Annotated in this window: 19 protein-coding genes; 16 read left to right on the top strand and 3 right to left on the bottom strand. The window is 65.0% G+C overall.

Going from position 1 to position 18,480, the window contains the following annotated elements; translation table 11 throughout:
- Nucleotides 1–17 precede the first annotated feature (17 nt).
- Nucleotides 18–1,397 (top strand): L-serine ammonia-lyase, encoded by a 1,380-nt coding sequence (locus ACSR1C_RS08290; protein ID WP_460258645.1) that lies wholly within the window; start codon nucleotides 18–20, stop codon nucleotides 1,395–1,397.
- 85 nt (nucleotides 1,398–1,482) lie between these two features.
- Here the strand turns inward: ACSR1C_RS08290 and ACSR1C_RS08285 are convergent, their stop codons facing one another.
- Nucleotides 1,483–2,115 carry a thiamine diphosphokinase gene (locus ACSR1C_RS08285; protein WP_460258646.1) on the bottom strand — a complete coding sequence of 211 codons (633 nt, stop codon included), beginning with the start codon at nucleotides 2,113–2,115 and terminating at the stop codon, nucleotides 1,483–1,485.
- A 125-nt stretch (nucleotides 2,116–2,240) separates the two neighbouring features.
- Between ACSR1C_RS08285 and ACSR1C_RS08280 the strand changes: the two genes are divergently transcribed.
- Nucleotides 2,241–4,514, top strand: coding sequence for a hypothetical protein (locus tag ACSR1C_RS08280; RefSeq protein WP_460258647.1), 2,274 nt, complete (start codon nucleotides 2,241–2,243; stop codon nucleotides 4,512–4,514).
- 39 nt (nucleotides 4,515–4,553) lie between these two features.
- Here ACSR1C_RS08280 and ACSR1C_RS08275 read toward each other — a convergent pair whose 3' ends face one another.
- Nucleotides 4,554–4,814 (bottom strand): DUF2842 domain-containing protein, encoded by a 261-nt coding sequence (locus ACSR1C_RS08275; protein WP_460258648.1) that lies wholly within the window; start codon nucleotides 4,812–4,814, stop codon nucleotides 4,554–4,556.
- Nucleotides 4,814–6,106, bottom strand: a complete 1,293-nt coding sequence (locus ACSR1C_RS08270) for an adenylosuccinate synthase (protein WP_460258649.1) — start codon at nucleotides 6,104–6,106, stop codon at nucleotides 4,814–4,816. Before ACSR1C_RS08270 ends, ACSR1C_RS08275 begins: the two co-directional genes overlap by 1 nt.
- 136 nt (nucleotides 6,107–6,242) lie before the next feature.
- On the opposite strand from ACSR1C_RS08270, the gene ACSR1C_RS08265 reads away from it, so the two are divergent.
- The 14 genes from ACSR1C_RS08265 (at nucleotide 6,243) to ACSR1C_RS08200 (ending at nucleotide 18,356) form a co-directional block, all read left to right on the top strand.
- Entirely contained in the window at nucleotides 6,243–6,641 is a 399-nt protein-coding gene (locus tag ACSR1C_RS08265) for a DUF6524 family protein (RefSeq protein ID WP_460258650.1), read from the top strand.
- Between the two features lie 284 nt (nucleotides 6,642–6,925).
- Nucleotides 6,926–7,309 (top strand): preprotein translocase subunit SecG, encoded by a 384-nt coding sequence (gene secG / locus ACSR1C_RS08260; RefSeq protein ID WP_460258651.1) that lies wholly within the window; start codon nucleotides 6,926–6,928, stop codon nucleotides 7,307–7,309.
- Between the two features lie 177 nt (nucleotides 7,310–7,486).
- Nucleotides 7,487–9,130, top strand: coding sequence for a CTP synthase (locus ACSR1C_RS08255; RefSeq protein ID WP_460258652.1), 1,644 nt, complete (start codon nucleotides 7,487–7,489; stop codon nucleotides 9,128–9,130).
- The gene (locus tag ACSR1C_RS08250) at nucleotides 9,130–9,837 is read left to right on the top strand and encodes a hypothetical protein (RefSeq protein ID WP_460258653.1); all 708 of its coding nucleotides are present in this window, start codon (nucleotides 9,130–9,132) and stop codon (nucleotides 9,835–9,837) included. Before ACSR1C_RS08255 ends, ACSR1C_RS08250 begins: the two co-directional genes overlap by 1 nt.
- 18 nt (nucleotides 9,838–9,855) lie before the next feature.
- On the top strand, nucleotides 9,856–10,149 hold the full coding sequence (locus tag ACSR1C_RS08245) for a DUF1330 domain-containing protein (RefSeq protein ID WP_460258654.1): 294 nt from the start codon (nucleotides 9,856–9,858) through the stop codon (nucleotides 10,147–10,149).
- Between the two features lie 48 nt (nucleotides 10,150–10,197).
- Entirely contained in the window at nucleotides 10,198–10,611 is a 414-nt protein-coding gene (locus tag ACSR1C_RS08240) for a tellurite resistance TerB family protein (protein ID WP_460258655.1), read from the top strand.
- A gap of 59 nt (nucleotides 10,612–10,670) precedes the next feature.
- Nucleotides 10,671–11,114 (top strand): tellurite resistance TerB family protein, encoded by a 444-nt coding sequence (locus ACSR1C_RS08235; RefSeq protein ID WP_460258656.1) that lies wholly within the window; start codon nucleotides 10,671–10,673, stop codon nucleotides 11,112–11,114.
- A complete protein-coding gene (locus ACSR1C_RS08230; RefSeq protein ID WP_460258657.1) occupies nucleotides 11,111–11,890 on the top strand; it encodes a phosphate/phosphite/phosphonate ABC transporter substrate-binding protein in 780 nt (259 codons plus the stop codon). Before ACSR1C_RS08235 ends, ACSR1C_RS08230 begins: the two co-directional genes overlap by 4 nt.
- Nucleotides 11,891–11,979: 89 nt before the next feature.
- Nucleotides 11,980–12,759 carry an ABC transporter ATP-binding protein gene (locus ACSR1C_RS08225; RefSeq protein ID WP_460258658.1) on the top strand — a complete coding sequence of 260 codons (780 nt, stop codon included), beginning with the start codon at nucleotides 11,980–11,982 and terminating at the stop codon, nucleotides 12,757–12,759.
- Nucleotides 12,760–12,791: 32 nt separating this feature from the next.
- Nucleotides 12,792–13,520 carry a transporter substrate-binding domain-containing protein gene (locus tag ACSR1C_RS08220; RefSeq protein ID WP_460258659.1) on the top strand — a complete coding sequence of 243 codons (729 nt, stop codon included), beginning with the start codon at nucleotides 12,792–12,794 and terminating at the stop codon, nucleotides 13,518–13,520.
- 42 nt (nucleotides 13,521–13,562) lie between these two features.
- Entirely contained in the window at nucleotides 13,563–14,444 is an 882-nt protein-coding gene (locus ACSR1C_RS08215; protein WP_460258660.1) for an ABC transporter permease, read from the top strand.
- Nucleotides 14,441–15,280, top strand: a complete 840-nt coding sequence (locus ACSR1C_RS08210; RefSeq protein ID WP_460258661.1) for an ABC transporter permease — start codon at nucleotides 14,441–14,443, stop codon at nucleotides 15,278–15,280. The genes ACSR1C_RS08215 and ACSR1C_RS08210 overlap by 4 nt, the downstream gene beginning before the upstream one ends.
- A 173-nt stretch (nucleotides 15,281–15,453) precedes the next feature.
- Complete coding sequence (locus ACSR1C_RS08205; protein ID WP_460258940.1) at nucleotides 15,454–16,815, top strand: glutamine synthetase family protein; 1,362 nt, start codon at nucleotides 15,454–15,456, stop codon at nucleotides 16,813–16,815.
- Between the two features lie 185 nt (nucleotides 16,816–17,000).
- A complete protein-coding gene (locus ACSR1C_RS08200) occupies nucleotides 17,001–18,356 on the top strand; it encodes a glutamine synthetase family protein (protein WP_460258662.1) in 1,356 nt (451 codons plus the stop codon).
- Nucleotides 18,357–18,480 lie beyond the last annotated feature (124 nt).

Genomic DNA, 18,480 nt, shown 5'->3' with positions numbered 1-18,480 from the left:
AACGCGAGGCACGCCATATGTTTCTGTCCGTCTTCGAGATGTTCAAGATCGGGATCGGCCCGTCCTCGTCCCATACGATAGGGCCGATGCTGGCCGCCGCGCGATTTCTGGACCGGCTGCGCGGGCTGCCGTTTCAGGCGCAGGGGCTGCGTGCCTCGCTGCATGGCTCGCTGGCGTTCACCGGGGTTGGCCACGCCACCGACCGGGCGGTGATCCTGGGGCTGGCCGGCTTCACCCCCGAACGCTATGATGCGGGCCAGGCCGAGGCCGCCCTGACCCGGATCAGATCTGACAGGACGGTCACACCTGACGGCCTGCCCGCGCTGGCCTTCGACCCCGCCACCGACCTGATCTTCGACTACGGCCCGCCCCTGCCCGGCCACGCCAACGGGCTGATCCTGATGGCCACCGACAGCCAGGGTGACGTGATCTTTCAGGACACCTATTATTCGATCGGTGGCGGCTTTGTCGTGACCGAGGCCGAATATCAGGGCGGCGCGGCCAAAGCCGAGGCCCGGCTGAAACCGATCCCCTATCCGTTCCATTCCGCCACCGAAATGCTGGAGATGGCCAAAACCAGCGGCCTCAGCATCGCCCAACTGAAACGCGCCAACGAGCTGACCTTCCGCAGCGCGGCGGATCTGGATGCGGGTATCCTGAGGATCTGGCAGGCGATGACCGATTGCATCACCCGCGGCCTGGCGACCGAAGGCATCCTGCCCGGCGGGCTGAACCTGCGCCGCCGCGCGCCTGCGATCCACCGCGCCCTGCTGGCCGAACGCGGGCTGAACCTCAGCGCACCGCATGTGATCAACGACTGGATCGGCACCTACGCCATGGCGGTGAATGAGGAAAACGCCGCCGGCGGTCAGGTCGTCACCGCACCGACCAACGGCGCCGCCGGCGTGGTGCCGGCCACGATCCGCTATTGGCTGGACCATGTGCCGGGCGCGGCCCAGGCGCAACTGCCCGAGTTCCTGCTGACAGCGGCAGCGATCGGCGGGCTGATCAAGCACAACGCCTCGATCTCGGGCGCGGAATGCGGCTGTCAGGCCGAGGTCGGCAGCGCCGCCGCGATGGCCGCCGCCGGGCTGGCGGCGGTGCTGGGCGGCACGCCCGAACAGGTGGAAAACGCCGCCGAGATCGCACTGGAACACCACCTTGGCATGACCTGTGATCCGGTGAAGGGGCTGGTTCAGGTCCCCTGTATCGAACGCAACGGGCTGGGCGCGATCAAGGCGGTCTCGGCGGCCTCGCTCAGCCTGCGCGGCGACGGGCGGCATTTCGTGCCGCTGGACGCCGCCATCGAAACCATGCGCCAGACCGGCGCGGACATGAGCGAGAAATACAAGGAAACCGCCCTGGGCGGGCTGGCCGTCAACATCCCCAACTGCTGACCGCGCTTCTTTTTCGCACAAATATCCCCGCCGGAGGCCAAAATGTCGGGCCCGCAAGGGCCCCGGTTTTTCGCAGAAAAATCGCCTACCCGCGCAGTGCGGCGATTGCCGCGCCCAACGCCGTGCGCGGCAGGATGGCGACCATGCACGGCGCCGACAGGTCCAGCACCACCTCGGGTTCCACCACCTCGTTCGAGGTGCCGATCCGCCCGTCCGGCGCGAACGCCAACCCCTCGATCGGCCATTTCAACCCCCGGCTCCGGCCCTGCACCGCCCCCATCGGAAACAGCGACAGCCGCGTGCCCGGTTCCAGCCGCAAGGACAGGTGCGGCGGGCACAGAAAGGCGATGTCGCGCCGCCCGATCAGGATGCAAGCCGCCCCCGGCCGCCGCGTCAACCCGGTCAGCGCCGCCAGCAGATGATCCAGCCGCGCCCCCATGAAACCCAGCCCCAGGATCAGGGGCGCCGAAATCGAGCGCAGACATTTGTCGAAATCCGTGCTTTCCTGTTCTCCGATCAGATGCATCCGGGCGGGCGGCAGGGCCGCGCGCGTGGCGGCTGAGATCGAATCGAAATCGCCGATCACCGCCTCGGGCATATGCCCGGCGGCCAGGGCGGCATCGGCCCCGCCATCGGCCGCCACCAGAACCGGGGCCAGGGTTAAGGCTTCTGCAAGGTCCTTTGGGGCAATCTCGCCCCCGCCAAGCAGGGTTACCATATCAGTTGTTTGCACAATAATGCCGTCCATGTCGTGATTACTGCGCGAAACGGAAACAGACCACAATCTGGACATGATTAATCCCCCCAAATAACCCAGTTCTGTTCCATTTCAGGAAACAGCATATGGTAAACAGTGCACTACAGTATTCGGGAGAAAGCGAGCAGGCCATGGTTGGTGCGAGTAAAATACTGACAGTATCCTACGGCACCTTTTCGTGCACCCTGGAAGGATTCGACGATTCCTTCGGCACGATGAAGGCCATCGCCGAGTATTTCCGGGATCTGGCATCCGACGATCGCTACTTCGGCGCCGAACCGCCCACCCCCGATGCCGAAATGCTGCAGCGAATCGCCGAGCGCGAGATCCAAAAGCGGGTGCAGGCCTATGTCGGCGACGATGGCGTGGTGCTGCGTGCGGGCGGTCAGGCCACCCTGCCCGCCGCCGCGCCCGAACCCGCCCCGGCCCAAGAACCAGCCCCCGTCCCGACCGAGGCCGCCACGGCCCCGCACGAACCGGCCCCGGCGGCCATGGTTGCCGCCCCCGAGGAAGAAGAAGTCACCGCCGAAGCGGAGCCGGAAACAGAGCCCGCCCCCGAAACGACCCCGTCGGGCGAACTTGGCTCGGTCGTGGACAAGCTGGCCCGCATCCGCGCCGTGGTCGATATCGCACGCACCAGTGCCGCGCGCCACGATGAGGAATATACCGAGGATCAGCAGGTCGCGGTCGCCCCGGCCCAGCCCGAAGCAGAAGCCCCCGCCATGCCCGCGGAAGCGAAAATTGTACCGGAGCAGGAGCCGGAACCCGACGACCTCGCCACAATCTCGGCCCATGCGTTTGATGACATCTCGGCCGACGATACTGGCCAACTGCCCGATATGGTGGCGGAACACCCCGAAGCCGTCGCCGCCCCCGAAGAGGCTGACGAAGACGACGGCATGCTGCTGAACGCGATCGCGATCCAGATGGCCACCGAAACCGAAGAGCCCGAGCAGGCAGAGATCGCAACACCGGAATCCGAAGAGGAATTCGAGCCGGACTTCGAAGCGGAACCCGACGTGGAGTTCGAAGCCGAACTCGAGGCCGAAGCCGAGACCGAGGTGGAATTCGAAGCGGACGCGCCCCTGGACTACGCAGAAATGCGCGAAGATGACGCCGACACCGGGGCAGCCGCCCTGGCCCTGGTCGAAATCGCCGGTGATCAGCCCGTCGAACCCGTCGAACCCGTCGAACCCGTCGAACCCGTCGAACCCGTCGAACAGCCAGAAACGTCCGACGGTGCAGACGACAAGTCCGAAACGCGCGAAGCCCGCCGCGCCCGCCGTCAGGCGGCCCGCGCCGCCCGCGAAGCGCGCGCCGACGCCGATGAAACCCGCAACGCCGCCGCCCGCGCCCGCGCCCGTGTGATCAAGGTCAAACGCGCCGATCTGGACACGATGGGCGCCGGCCTGTCCGTGGATGCCTCCCGCGCCGACGAAGCGGCGCAGCCTGAGGACCGCGAAGACCAGCCGGCCACCGCCCCGATCGCCCTGGGCCCCCTCGATCTGGGTCCCACAGACGACTCGGACACCGACGCCGCCGCACAGCTTTCGGCCCAGGCCGAGGCCGATTTGCTGGCCGAACTGGCCGAGGTCGAGCGCGACGCCGCGCAAGGAAGCGCGCCTAAAGCGGCAGGCGAACGTCTGCGCGCCTCGGGCCTGAACAGCGATGATGCCGCCGTCTCGCGTCTGGTCAGCGAAGTGAATACCAAGATGGAAGGCCCGGAAAACCGCCGCCGTCGGTCGGCGATTGCGCATCTGAAAGCCGCCGTTGCCGCCACCGTGGCCGATCGCGGCCGCAAGTCCGGCGCCGAGCGCGAAGCCGAGGCCGAAGCCGAACGCGACCCTTACCGCAAGGATCTGGCCCAGGTGGTCCGGCCCAGCCGCGCCGCCCAGCCGCGCCAGGCCGACAAGATGCCACCGCTGATGCTGGTGTCGGAACAGCGTATCGACGCGCCCAGCCCCGCAGGCACGGTGCGTCCCCGCCGGATCAGCACCGGAAATCTGGCACTGCAATCGCTGGAGGAAGACCCCGAAGAGGGCCAGCAGGGCGTCGGAAACATCTTCATCGACAGCGACAGTTTCGCCGATTTCGCCGACCGGATGGGCGCAAACGGCCTGTCAGACCTTCTGGAAGCCGCGGCCGCCTATTGCATCTCGGTCGAAGGTGCGCCCTTTTTCACCCGCCCGCAGGTGGTGCGCGCGGTGAACGAGGCGATGGCCGATGAACCCGACCTGTCACGCGAAGATACACTGCGCGCCTTCGGAACCTTGCTGCGTCAGGGCAAGATCGAGAAACTGAAACGCGGCCAGTTCACCATTTCGAAAAACTCTCGGTTTATCCCCGAGGCACGTGATTAGAACCCTCTCGGGTCTGTGACCAGTGCGGGCGGGCGGTCTTCAGGGACCGTCCGCCTTTTCTCTGTCCGCTGCTTCTCTGTCCGCTGCGGCATCCGGATCGGCCTGCCCGACGCCGCGAAACACAAAGCGGAACGGCACGATCCACGCGATCCCGAGCCCGACATAGACCGCCAGTTCCAACAGGAAATGCGGCCGCTCCAGCAGATTGACCAGCGTGACCGCCACCACAACATACAGCGGCAGCCCGATCAGCAGGACCACCAGCGACCAGCGCCGCCTTGCCTTGTAGGACAGCGCCATCAGTCGGCGAACGGATCGGTGACGAGGATCGTGTCCTCGCGCTCGGGGCTGGTGGACAGCAGCGCGACCGGGCATTCGATCAGCTCTTCGATCCGGCGCACATATTTGATCGCGCTCGCCGGCAGATCGGCCCAGCTGCGCGCGCCTTCGGTCGATTCCGACCAGCCCGGCATCGATTCGTAGATCGGGGTGCAGCGCGCCTGATGGTCGGCGGCGGTCGGCAGATAGTCGATCTGCACGCCGTCCAGCTCATACCCGGTGCAGATTTTCAGCTCTTCGAACCCGTCCAGCACATCAAGCTTGGTCAGCGCAATGCCATTGACGCCGCTCGTGGCGCAGGTCTGGCGCACAAGGGCCGCGTCGAACCAGCCGCAGCGCCGCTTGCGCCCGGTCACGGTGCCGAATTCATGGCCGCGCTCGCCCAGCCGCTGGCCGATCTCGTCGTTCAGCTCGGCCGGGAACGGTCCCTCGCCCACGCGGGTGGTATAGGCCTTGACGATGCCCAGCACGAAATCGATCGCACCGGGGCCGACGCCGACGCCGGTGGCCGCCTGACCGGCGATCACATTCGACGAGGTGACAAAGGGATAGGTGCCGAAATCGATATCCAGCAGCGCACCCTGCGCCCCCTCGAACAGAATCCGCTTGCCGGCCTTGCGCTTCTCGTTCAGCACCTTCCAGACCGGCGCGGCATAGGGCAGAACCTGCGGCGCGATCTCGCGCAACCTGGCGATCAGCGCGTCGCGGTCCACTGGCCCCAGCCCCAATCCGCGGCGCAGCGCATCGTGATGCACCAGCGCGCGGTCCACCCGCAGTTCCAGCGTGGCATCGTCGGCCAGATCGGCGACCCGGACGGACCTGCGCCCCACCTTGTCCTCATAGGCCGGGCCGATGCCGCGGCCGGTGGTGCCGATCTTGGCCACGGAATTCTGGTTCTCGCGGGCACGGTCCAACTCGCCATGGATCGGCAGGATCAGCGGCGTATTCTCGGCGATCATCAGATTTTCGGGGCTGATATCCACCCCCTGGCCGCGCAGCTTGGCGATCTCTTCGATCAGATGCCACGGATCGAGCACCACACCATTGCCGATCACCGACAGCTTGCCGCCGCGCACGATGCCCGAGGGCAGCAACGACAGCTTGTAAACCTCACCATCAATGACCAGCGTATGGCCCGCATTGTGCCCGCCCTGAAATCGGGCGATCACATCGGCCCGTTCCGAAAGCCAATCCACGATCTTGCCTTTTCCTTCGTCGCCCCACTGGGCGCCGACGACGACGACATTGGCCATAACTGATCCTTGCAATTAGGGAAAACCCGCGCCGGTATAGCCCCGCGCATGGGCCAAGCGCAAACGGGATTTTCGCCCGGAGGCTGGACAGGGCGCGCATATTGCGGCACGAACCCGAAAAAGACCGGAGGGACGGATGACGGCCATCTTTCTGCGCTGGGTTTTCGCGTTCGCGCTGCTGACCGCGACGTTCAACCCAACCCAGTGGAATTATGTGCAGTGGGCGCGCGCCTCGTATTCAGATGAGCTGCCGCTGACGGTGCTTTTGGGACTGATCCTGCTGATCGGCTATATCATCTACCTGCGGGCCACGCTGCGCTCGATCGGCGCGTTCGGAATGATCCTTGTAACCGCCCTGATCGCGGCGCTGATCTGGGTGCTGATCGACTGGGGTGTGATGCGCCTGACCAATACCGACCTGAACCTGTGGCTGGGGATTTTCGCGCTGTCGGTCGTGCTGGGCATCGGCCTGAGCTGGAGTCTGGTGCGCCGCCGCCTGTCGGGCCAGGCCGATATCGACGATGTGGATGAGTGACCCCGGCGCTTCCCGCCTCCGGCTACCCCGACGAATTGGGGCTCCGCCCCAAACCCCGGAGTATTTCCCCCGAGAAGAAGGGAGCTTCTTTTCGGGACAAATACTCCCGCCGGAGGCGCGCCCGAAGGTCTTTCCGCAAGGAAAGGCCTGAGAGATGACTTTGCGCCGCAGGCGCACAATCCGGAAACGGCACGCGCATCCGTCCTCGCACCAGTCAGGGGTTGCGACCGGCTGCGCATCCGCCTAGATAGACCCGTCAGTGAAAAGCCCGGATCCGCGCACCCATGGAAAACGTCATCCTCATCATCCACCTGATCCTCGCGCTCTGCCTGATCGGTATCGTTCTGCTGCAGCGGTCCGAGGGCGGCGGGCTTGGCATGGGCGGCGGTGGCGGTGGCGGTGGCGGCGGTGTCATGAGCGGTCGGGCCGCGGCAACAGCTCTGGGCAAGCTGACCTGGTTCTTCGCCATCGCCTTCATCGGCACCTCGATCGGGCTGACGATCATCGCGGCGGAAAAATCCGCCGATACCTCGGTTCTGGACCGGCTTGGCGTTCAGCAGCAGGCCCCGGCCGCGGAAGAGTCCGCACCGGCGGGTGCTGGCACCGACCTGCTTCCGCCCAGCACCGGCAGCAGTGATGCGCCGCTGGTCCCGCCGCGCGCGGACTGACGAAACATCGCGAAACACCACAAAACATTGGCACGGGCGAACTATTCGCCCCAGCATCTTGCGGTCAGGTTGCGGCGCGTGCGCGAATCCGTTATACCTTAAATCCCGTGATGCTGCGGCTTTTCAGAGCCGGATCGAGCAGCCAGAACACCACTAATCACGGGGGATGCCAGCCATATGGCACGGTTCATTTTCATTACAGGCGGCGTTGTTTCCTCGCTGGGCAAGGGTCTTGCATCCGCGGCCTTGGGATCCTTGCTGCAGGCACGAGGCTTTTCGGTGCGGCTGCGCAAGCTGGATCCATACCTGAATGTAGATCCGGGCACGATGTCGCCGTTCGAGCATGGCGAGGTTTTCGTTACCGATGACGGCGCCGAGACCGACCTGGACCTGGGTCATTACGAACGCTTCACCGGCGTGTCGGCGCGCAGCACCGATTCCGTGTCGTCCGGCCGGATCTATTCCAACGTGCTGGAAAAAGAGCGCCGGGGCGATTACCTGGGAAAGACGATTCAGGTGATCCCCCACGTCACCGACGAGATCAAGGATTTCATCCGGATCGGCGAGGATGAGGTCGATTTCATGCTGTGCGAAATCGGTGGCACCGTCGGCGACATCGAGGGTCTGCCGTTTTTCGAAGCGATCCGCCAGTTCAGCCAGGACAAGCCGCGCGGTCAGTGCATTTTCATGCATCTGACGCTGCTGCCGTTCATCAAGGCCAGCGGCGAGCTGAAGACCAAGCCGACCCAGCACTCGGTCAAGGAATTGCGCTCGATCGGGATTGCGCCCGATGTTCTGGTCTGCCGCTCCGAAGGGCCGATCCCGCAGAAAGAGCGCGACAAGCTGGCGCTGTTTTGCAACGTGCGCCCCGACGCGGTGATCGCCGCGCAGGATCTGGATTCGATCTATGAGGCGCCGCTGGCCTATCACCGCGAAGGGCTGGATCAGGCGGTTCTGGATGCGTTCCAGATCAGCCCCGCCCCCAAGCCCGACCTGACCCGGTGGGAAGACGTCGCCGACCGCATTTTCAACGCCGAGGGCGAGGTGAAGGTGGCGATCGTTGGCAAGTACACCCAGCTTGAGGACGCCTACAAGTCGATCGCCGAGGCACTGACCCATGGCGGCATGGCCAACCGGGTCAAGGTGCGCGCCGAATGGATCGACGCCGAGATTTTCGAGCGTGAAGATCCCGCGCCCTGGCTCGAAGGTTTCCACGCGATTCTGGTGCCCGGCGGCTTTGGCGAGCGCGGCACCGAGGGCAAGATCAAGGCTGCCGAGTTCGCCCGCACCCGCAAGATCCCCTATCTGGGGATCTGTCTGGGAATGCAGATGGCGGTGATCGAGGCCGCGCGCAATCTGGGCGATCTGCCTGATGCCGGGTCCGAGGAGTTCGATCACGAAGCGGGCAAGAAACGCTTCACCCCGGTCGTCTATCACCTGAAGGAATGGATCAAGGGCAACCACACCGTGGCGCGCAAGCTGGGTGACGACAAGGGCGGCACCATGCGGCTGGGCGCCTATACCGCGGTGCTGACCAAAGGGTCCAGGGTGGCCGAGATCTATGGCTCGACCCGGATCGAGGAACGCCACCGCCACCGCTATGAGGTGGATATCAAATACCGCGACAAGCTGGAGGCGCAGGGCCTGTCCTTTTCGGGCATGTCGCCCGACGGTCGCCTGCCCGAGATCGTGGAATGGAAGGATCACCCCTGGTTCATCGGCGTGCAGTTCCACCCCGAGCTGAAATCCAAGCCCTTCGCCCCCCACCCCCTGTTTGCCGATTTCGTGCGCGCGGCGCGGGATATTTCAAGGCTGGTGTGATGCGCCCGTGCGCGGCCCTGCTGCTTTGGGCCACGCTTTGCCTGCCTGCCGCCGCGCAGCAGGTGCAGCCCGTACCGTATGACGAGGTCGCGCAGACGGTTCCGGGCCGAATCGATTTCGACTTTCTGCCCGAACGGGCCGGGCCGGGGTATAATTTCGATCACGGGCTGGCCTTTGACGGTGGCCATATCGGCGAGCATTTCGCCGGTCAGACCCTGAACACCATTCCCTTCGACGGCAACCTTTTTGACGGGCTGGCGGTGGCCACGGCCACGGCGCCACTAACCTTGCGGATGGGCATGCCGGGGCGCACCCTGTCGGTGTCCCATCATCGGGCGTTCCGTTCCAACGCGCTGTACCCGCTTGGCCCGACCGGCCAGCCCCACCCCGAAGCGCGCGGCGAAGGGGCGGTGGCCTTTCTGTTCGATCGCGACATCTGTGCCTTCGCGCTGCGGGTGCATACCCAGTACGAAGACGACCTTGGCACCCAGCGCGACCATCTGGGCCCGGTCGAGCTGCTGTTCCTTGCCCGCGACGGCCGGATCATCGCCCGCGCGCCGCAGCAGTTGCCCGCCGGGATCACCAGCCTTGGCTTTCGCCGTGACGGCGGGCGGGCCGATATTGCCGGGGTGATGGTGCTGAACCTTGACCCCGGCGGCATCTCGCTGGACGATATCGCGTTCGGATGCACGCCGATGATCGGCTGACCGCAGGAAGGGGGCGATATGGCAAAAGGATACTGGATCGGGCACACGGTCATTCATGACCCCGAGGCCTATAAGCGCTATCAGGCCGCCAATGCCGCCGCCTTCGCCAAGTATGGCGCGCGGTTTCTGGTACGCGGCGGGGCCCAGCAACTGGTCGAAGGCGACGCACGGGCTCGCTCGGTGGTGGTCGAGTTTCCCAGCTATGCCGACGCGCTGGCCTGTTACGAAAGCCCCGAATATCAGGCGGCCAAGGCGCTGCGCGCACCGGTGTCAAAGATCGATCTGGTGATCGTCGAGGGCTATGCGGGCTAAGCCCCTGTTTCCCTTGGTGCGACTCACCTCAGCGAATATACCAAAGTCATGTTTACCGAGTTCCTGATCCGCCTTGCCGATCCCCGACCCGACCCGCTGTCCGATGCCGACGCGCGGCTGGCGCTTGGCGCGCTGCTGGTGCGCGTTGCCAAATCCGACCGCCATTATGCGGTCGAGGAAATCCGCCGCATCGACGCGATCCTGACCCGGCGCTATGGCCTGAGCACGGTCGAGGCGATGAAGCTGCGCGCGCGTTGTGAAAAGCTGGAACAGGCCGCGCCGGGGACCCAGGATTTCGCCGGCGCCGTCAAATCCGCCGTCGCCTATGACGAACGCTCGGCCATTGTCGCGGCGCTGTGGAACGTGGTCATGGCCGACGGGGTGGAACGCCCCGAGGAAGCGGCGATTTTCATGCATGCCTGCCAGACGCTGGGCGTGGATGCCCGCGACCTGCGGGGCTGATCCGGGCAGCGCGGATTTCGCCATTGGCCTTGCGCCCGCGCGCGCCTATATCGGTGGGCATGTTTGCTGATTTCCTGTCCCGGCTGATCCAGCCAAACCCCGCCCGCCTGCCCGACGCCGATGCGCGGCTGGCGCTTGGCGCGCTTCTGGTGCGTATTGCACGAGCAGATGGCGAATACGCGCATGAGGAGGCGGACCGGATCGACCGGATCCTGGCCACCCGCTATGAGCTGTCGCCGTTCGAGGCCGTGGCCCTGCGCAAACAGGCCGAAACGTTGGAGGCAGAGGCCCCCGATACCGTCCGCTTTACCCGCGCGATCAAGGATGCGGTCGCCTACGAAGCACGCGAAGCGGTGGTCGAGGCGCTGTGGGACGTGGTGCTGGCCGACGGCATCCGCGACCACGAGGAGGACGCGCTGCTGCGGCTGGTCGCCAACCTGCTGGGCGTCAACGACCGCGACAGCAATCTGGCCCGCCAGCGGGTAGAAGCCCGCCGCGCATGATCGCGGCCCTGCCGATGTATGATCGGCCCGAAAACGCAGATGCGCATGACCGGCTGTGGGCGCTGATCCGTGACGCGCTGCGCGCCGAAGGCGTGGCCGCACCCGACACCCTGACCCGCGACATGGATATCTGGGACGGCTGGCAGCACCCCGATCTGGTGTTGGGTCAGGCCTGCGGGTTGCCGATCCGGGCGCGGCTGCACGATCGGGTGACGCTGATCGCCACCGCCGATTACGGGCTGCCGGACACCCCGCCGGGTCATTATCACAGCCTGTTCGTGGTGCGCGCCAACGCCCCGGACGATCTGACTGCCTATACCGACAAGGTGCTGGCCTATAACGAGGCGCTGTCGCATTCCGGCTGGGCCGCGCCGCCGCTTGCCGCCGGAAAGCTGGGCTTTCGCTTCACCCGCCACCGCGAAACCGGCGCGCACCGCCACAGTGCCGCAGAGGTGGCCGGGGGCCGCGCCGACATCGCCGCGATCGACGCGATTTCCTGGCGCGGGATCGTGGCGCATGACCCGGCGGCCCGCGCGCTGAAGGTGATCGGCCGCACCGCCGCCAGCCCCGGCCAGGGGTTTATCACCGCGCGTGGCACCGATCCCGAACCGCATCTGCGCGCGTTGCACGCGGCCTTCGCCGCGCTGCCCGCCGGTGATCGCACCGCGCTGGGGCTGCGCGGGCTGGTGCGACTGCCGCTGTCGGACTATCTGGCGGTTCCCACACCGCCCGGCCCGGGGCAGCCCCCCGGCGAGTTGCCCGAATCTTGGGCGTGACCGGGCGTCACTTGCCTTGCCCCGTTGCATTTGCCGTTTTTTTGCGCCCTACTCCGCAGCCAACGACCCACAAAAAGCGCCGCCAATCCGTGAACCAGCCAGACCCGCCCGTCATCGAGATCCGCGACCTTCACAAGAGCTTCGGCAATCTGGAGGTTCTGAAAGGCGTCGATATCGCCGCGCGCAAAGGCGATGTGGTATCGCTGATCGGCTCTTCGGGCTCGGGCAAATCCACCCTGCTGCGTTGCGCCAACCTGCTGGAAAACAGTCAAAAGGGCGAGATCCTGTTCGAGGGTGAGCCAGTGCTGTGGCGCGGCGACGCCACCCGCCGCCACCCCGCCGACCGCAGCCAGGTGATGCGCATCCGCACCAACCTGTCGATGGTGTTCCAGCAGTTCAACCTGTGGGCCCACATGACCATCCTGCAAAACGTGATGGAGGCCCCGCTGACTGTGCTGGGCCGCGACCGCGACGAGGTGCAGGCCGCCGCCCGGGGCTATCTGGACAAGGTTGGGATCGGCGACAAATGCGATGCCTATCCGGCGCAGCTTTCGGGGGGCCAGCAGCAGCGCGCGGCCATCGCCCGCGCCCTGTGCATGGAACCGCGCGCCTTGTTGTTCGACGAACCCACCTCGGCGCTCGACCCCGAGCTGGAGCAGGAGGTGGTCAAGGTGATCAAGGCGCTGGCCGAAGAGGGGCGCACGATGATCATCGTCACCCATGACATGCGCCTGGCGGCGGATGTGTCCGACCATGTGGTGTTCCTGCATCAGGGCAAGATCGAGGAACAGGGCCCACCGGCCGAGATCCTCGCCAGCCCCAGAACCGAACGCCTGCAACAATTCCTCAGCGCGACCGTTTCCGCCTGAACACCACGACCTCAACACGGGAGAAGAGAACCATGAAAAAACTGATCCTTACCACCACAGCACTGGCCCTGACCGCCGGCATGGCCCTGGCCGAAAGCCACGGCATGACCATCCGCATGGGCACCGAGGGCGCCTATCCTCCGTACAACTTCATCAACGACAACGGCGAGGTGGACGGCTTCGAGCGCGAGCTGGGCGACGAGCTGTGCGCGCGCGCCGAACTGACCTGCGAATGGGTCACCAATGAATGGGACAGCATCATCCCCAACCTGGTGTCGGGCAACTATGACACCATCATCGCCGGCATGAGCATCACCGACGAGCGCGACGAGGTGATCGACTTCACCCAGAACTACATCCCGCCCGCGTCGTCGGCCTATGCCGCGATGGACGGTGCCGTGGATGTCACCGGCGGCGTGATCGCCGCGCAGACCGCCACCATTCAGGCCGGCTATGTCGCTGAAACCGGCGCCACCCTGCTGGAATTCGCCACCCCTGACGAAACCGTCGCCGCGGTCAAGAACGGCGAGGCCGACGCCGTGTTCGCCGACAAGGATTACCTGGCGCCGATCGTGGCCGAATCCGATCTGGTCTGGGCCGGCGAAGACGTGCAGCTGGGCGGCGGCGTGGGCATGGGCCTGCGCGAATCCGACACCGAGCTGAAAGCCAAGTTCGACGCCGCCATCACCTCGATGAAGGAAGACGGCACGCTGAACACGATGATCGTCAAGTGGTTCGGCCCCGACGTCGCCACCTATTGATCAGGCATTTGGCGGGGCTGTCCGCGGCCCCGCCTGTCCTTCATGTTCTCATATTGCACCGATCCCTCCACCCTTGACGGGCTGACCTGGCTGGGCTGTTACCTCAGTAACGGCAAGCATATGGCGTTCTATGGCTCGTTCGGTGTGGTGATGGTGCTGTTGCTGGTTACCGCCCCCACCGCGCTGGCCTTCGGCTTTGGCGGCGCGATGGCGGCGCGGTCGCGCATCCTGCCGCTGCGGCTGATCGGCAAGGCCTATAGCGCGATGGTGCGCGGCATTCCCGATATCGCCTTCTTCCTTTTCGTGCCCTTCGCCATGGATCAGGGTCTGGAATGGCTGCGCCATCACGCCAGATGCCCCGACTGGGACGCGCCCATTCGCCAGGGCAATGATTTCGTGGTCTGCGCCGCGGCCAAGCTGCCGCTGTCAAGCAGCCCGCAATGGGTGCATGAAACCTACGGGTTCTTCATGGCCGTCTTCGCCTTCGCGGTGGTTTTCGGCGCCTTTGCCGCCAACGTGCTCTATGGCGCGATGCGCGCCGTGCCCCGCGCCCAGATGGAAACCGCCGAGGCCTATGGCATGTCCGATCGGCAGGCGTTCTGGCGCATCCTCGTGCCGCAGATGTGGATCTACGCGCTGCCCGGCCTGTCGAACCTGTGGATGATCCTGATCAAGGCCACGCCGCTGCTGTTCCTGCTGGGGGTCGAGGATATCGTTTACTGGGCGCGTGAATTAGGCGGCGCCAAGACGTCGATCTATGCCTATCCGCATGGCGACTGGCGGCTTTATTATTTCCTCGGGCTTCTGGTCTTCTATCTGAGCCTGACCCGGATCAGCGAAGTGGTGCTGGGCCGGCTGACCCGCAACCTGACGCATGGGCAGGCCACGCTGGGCGGCGAAGCACAACGAAAGGCCGCCGCATGAGCTGTTGGCAAACCGTGCAGGATTATGGCCTGCGCTCGATCGGGATCGGTGAGCGGCTGCTGCCGCGCGCGGATTTCACGATCTGCGAGCAGGTCACGCTGATCGGGTCGGGGATGATCTGGAACATCTATTTCGGGGCGCTGGCGCTGTTTTTCGGGTTCTTTCTGGCCACGGCCGCAGCCCTGGCCAAGAACAGCCCCAACCCGCTGATCCGCAAGCCCGCTGAATGGTTCATCTTCCTGTTCCGCGGCTCGCCCTTGTTCATCCAGTTTTTCCTGGCCTATGAAAGCTTCGTGCTCCTGCCCAAGGCAGGGTTAGATCTGAATCTGGGCTTCGTCACGCTGACCGCCAGCACCGGCTGGCTGACCAAGGCCTGGGCCGGGGCGCTGATCGTGCTGTTCCTGAACACCGCCGCCTATTCCGCCGAGATTTTCTATGGCGCGCTGCGCTCGGTGCCGAAGGGCGATGTCGAGGCGGCGGATGCCTACGGCATGTCGGGCTGGACGCGCTTTCGGCGGGTGATCTGGCCCACGATGCTGCGGCTGGCCTGGCCCGCCTATACAAACGAGGCGATCTTTCTGTTCCATGCCACCACGCTGGTCTATTTCTCGGGCTTCCCCGCCTGGCGGCAAAAAGGGGATGCTCTTTACTATGCCAGCTATTTCGCAGACAAGACGTTCAACCCCTTCATCCCGTATCCAATCGTGGCGGGGTACTTCATCTTGCTGACGCTGGTCATCATTGTGTTCTTCGGTCTGATGAACCGCCGGTTGAACAGGCACCTGCCGCAAGAGGCCCGCACAAGGATACGGTTCAAACCGCAGGTAATACGATGACCTTCCGAACGGCTTTCCTGAACCATTTCGAGGAAAGCGGCCTTACGACTTCAGACCTGTCGCGCCTGAGCGGCGTGAGCGTTGATGTCATCAACGAACTCATGGCGCAGGAAAGCGCGTCGCCGTCGATCGAGCATGCGGTCGCCCTGGCGCAGGCGCTGAATTTTGATCTGATGCATGCCGCCGAACGCGATACGTCCAACGAAAAATGGCTGATGGACAATCCAGAGGTCCGCACCATTCGGGTCGCGGCCTGCGATCTGAACGGCCAGCCGCGCGGCAAGCGCATCCCGACCCGCTTTGCCGGCAAGGTCGCGGACGAAGGCACGCGCTTTCCGTTCTCGGTGCTGAACCTTGACATCTGGGGCGAAGATATCGAGGACAGCCCGCTTGTCTTCGATATCGGCGACCCCGACGGGGTGCTGCGCCCGACCGAGCGCGGCTTTGTTCCGATGCCCTGGCTGGAAGCCCCCACCGCCCTGCTGCCGCTGTGGATGTATCATGAGGATGGCCGCCCCTTCGATGGCGATCCGCGCCATGCGCTGGCGGGGGTGGTGAACCGCTACAAGGCGCTTGGCCTGACCATGGTGGTGGCGACCGAGCTGGAATTCTATCTGATCGACGACAGCGGCACCCGGCTGCGTGTGCCGCCCTCGCCGCGCACCGGCAAGCGGCGGCCCGGCGCCGACACGCTGGCGCTGCGGGCGCTGGATGCGTTCGACACGTTCTTCACCGATCTTTACGATGCGTGCGAGGCGATGGACATCCCCGCCGACACCGCGATTTCCGAGGCCGGGCTGGGCCAGTTCGAAATCAACCTGATGCACCAGCCCGACGCGCTGAAGGCCGCCGACGACACCTGGCTGTTCAAGACGCTGGTGCGCGGGCTGGCACGCAAACACGGCTTCGCGGCCAGCTTCATGGCGAAACCCTATGACGATTACGCCGGCAACGGGATGCATACGCATTTCTCGATCCTTGATGCCAGCGGCGCCAATATCTTCAGCGATGGCGGCCCCAAAGGCTCGGACGCGCTGCGCCATGCGGTCGCGGGCTGTTTGCGCGCGATCCCCGGCTCGGCCCTGCTGTTCGCGCCGCATGGCAATTCCTATGACCGGCTGGTGCCCGGCGCCCATGCGCCCACCGGCATCTGCTGGGCCTATGAAAACCGCACCGCTGCGGTGCGTGTGCCCGGCGGCAACCCCGCCGCCCGGCGGATCGAGCATCGGGTCTCTGGCGGCGACATCAACCCCTATCTGATGCTGGCCGGCGTTCTGGGCGCGGCGCTGCTGGGGCTGGAAGACAAGATCGAACCGCCCGCCCCGGTCACCGGCAACGCCTATGATCTGGATCTGCCGCAAATGCCAAGCAGCTGGAAAGAGGCGATCGATGCGTTCGAAAGCAGCCCAGAGATCGCCCGCATCCTGCCGGCCGAACTGATCCGCAACCTGGTTCTGACCAAGCGGCAGGAGCTGTTCCACTATCAGGACCTCAGCCACGAGGAACGGGTCGAGCTGTATCTGGATACGGTCTGACCCCCTTGCGGGGCGCATCGCGCGGGCGTACCGTCGCGTAAACAACAAGACGAGCCCCCCATGCAGATCGGCATCCTGCAAACCGGTCCCGCGCCCGAAGCACTTCGGGCGGCGCCTGTGCCGCTGATGGGCGTCTGTTGCGGACATCAAATCATCTTACCATCACCAACCGCGCGAGGCTGACCATGGCTGACTGGATCGACACATTGCCCGAGGCCGCACAGGCCTATCTGCAAGGCCGCCGGCTGGACGAGGTCGAATGCATCGTCGCCGACATCGCCGGTGTGGCGCGGGGCAAGGCAATGCCCGCCCTCAAGTTCAACACGCAACGCCATTTCTACCTGCCCAACTCGATCTTCCTGCAAACCATCACCGGCGACTGGGCCGATATCGAAGACCAGGCCTTCACCGAGCCCGACATGATCCTGACCCCTGACCTGTCGACCGCGACCGCCGCACCCTGGACCGCCGACTGGACGTTGCAGGTGATCCACGACATCAACGATCAGGCCGGCAACCCGGTGCCCACCGCCCCGCGCAACGTTCTGAAACGCATCGTCGAGTTGTACAACGCGCAGGGCTGGTCGCCGGTCGTCGCGCCCGAAATGGAATTCTTTCTGGTCGCCCGCAACATCGACCCCGCCCAGCCGATCGAGCCGCCCATGGGCCGCTCGGGCCGCCGCGCCGCCGCCCGTCAGGCCTATTCCATGAGCGCGATCGACGAATACGGCAAGGTGATCGACGACATCTATGATTTCGCCGAGGCCCAGGGCTTCGAGATCGACGGCATCCTGCAGGAAGGCGGCGCCGGGCAGGTCGAGATGAACCTGCGCCACGGCGACCCGGTCAAGCTGGCCGACGAGATCTTCTTCTTCAAACGGCTGATCCGCGAAGCCGCCATGCGCCACGACTGCTATGCCACCTTCATGGCCAAACCGATCGAGGCGGAACCGGGCTCGGCGATGCATATCCACCATTCTGTGGTGGACATGAAAACCGGCGCCAACATCTTTTCCCAACCCGACGGCACCGAAAGCCACGCCTTCCTGCATTTTATCGCCGGGCTGCAGACCCATCTGCCCTCGGTCATCGCGCTGCTGGCGCCCTATGTGAACAGCTATCGCCGCTATGTCCCGGATTTCGCGGCGCCGATCAATCTGGAATGGGGCCGCGACAACCGCACCACCGGACTGCGGGTGCCAATTTCGGACGCGGCCGGGCGGCGGGTGGAAAACCGCATCGCCGGGATGGACTGCAACCCCTATCTCGGCATCGCCGCGTCGCTGGCCTGCGGCTATCTGGGTCTGATGGAGGCGAAATACCCCAAAGAGGAATTCAAGGGCGACGCCTATGCCAGCGACGAAGGCATCCCCCGTAACGTGAGCGAGGCGCTGGACCTGTTCGAGGCCGCCCCCGAGATCCGCGCCGTGCTGGGCGAAGAATTCTGCAAGGTCTACACGGCGGTGAAAGAACTGGAATACAAGGAGTTCCTGCAAGTCATCAGCCCCTGGGAACGCGAGCATCTGTTGCTGAATGTCTGAGCCTGCGGCGCAGCGGTGATCGGCGCGGGGCCTGTCCGCCACAGAACCGTTACAAAAAACTGTTTGGCCCGCCTGTGAATATTCTTTACACCTTTTCTGAAAGAAACCTTCAGAAAAGGTGTAT

The sequence above is a fragment of the Actibacterium sp. D185-2 genome (genome assembly GCF_054954595.1).
Note: the sequence above shows the minus strand (reverse complement) of the source record. Positions and strands in the feature narration are given on the sequence as shown.